This window comes from Coprobacillus sp. AF33-1AC (assembly GCF_003475785.1).
Lineage (GTDB): Bacteria > Bacillota_I > Bacilli_A > Erysipelotrichales > Coprobacillaceae > Faecalibacillus.
Genome location: NZ_QRQB01000051.1, coordinates 1 through 501, shown reverse-complemented (window position 1 = coordinate 501; position 501 = coordinate 1). Strand labels below are relative to the sequence as shown.

Below are 501 nucleotides of genomic sequence, written 5' to 3'. Positions count from 1 at the left end.
ATCTGCGAATATAGTTCTGAGACCATGTAGAAAAGTTTGGAATCTTCTCATCGATACTCAATCCAAGAAACCAGCGATATGCCAGATTGACTTCGATCTCCTGACATGTCTTGCGCATAGAATTGATTCCAAACACGATATTTATGATGAGCATTTTAAAAAGAACCACAGGATCGATACTCGGTCTTCCTTGACGACTGTAAAGATGCTGAACTTTCGGATAGATAAACCGAAAATCAAGAGCTTCCTCAATCTTACGAACCAAATGATCCTGTGGTACTAATTCATTTAATGTGTAGTAAATCATGCAATCTAATTTTGCATTGTTTCTGTTTGTCATTGCCATTGTGATATCCTCCGTAAACCCACTATAATTATATCATTTTAGACACAATAAAAGGCAGAAATGTCAACAATTTTGGGTTTACGAAGTACATTTCTGCCTTTCATATTCTAACAAATTTTAAAAAGACTGTCGATAGTCAATTTGTCAACAGTCTG

Annotated in this window: 1 protein-coding gene; it reads right to left on the bottom strand. The window is 35.5% G+C overall.

Going from position 1 to position 501, the window contains the following annotated elements; all coding sequences use genetic code 11:
- The coding region (locus tag DWZ53_RS11375) for a transposase (RefSeq protein ID WP_233541893.1) at positions 1–340 on the bottom strand (340 nt) is incomplete at its 3' end.
- Positions 341–501: the final 161 nt, after the last annotated feature.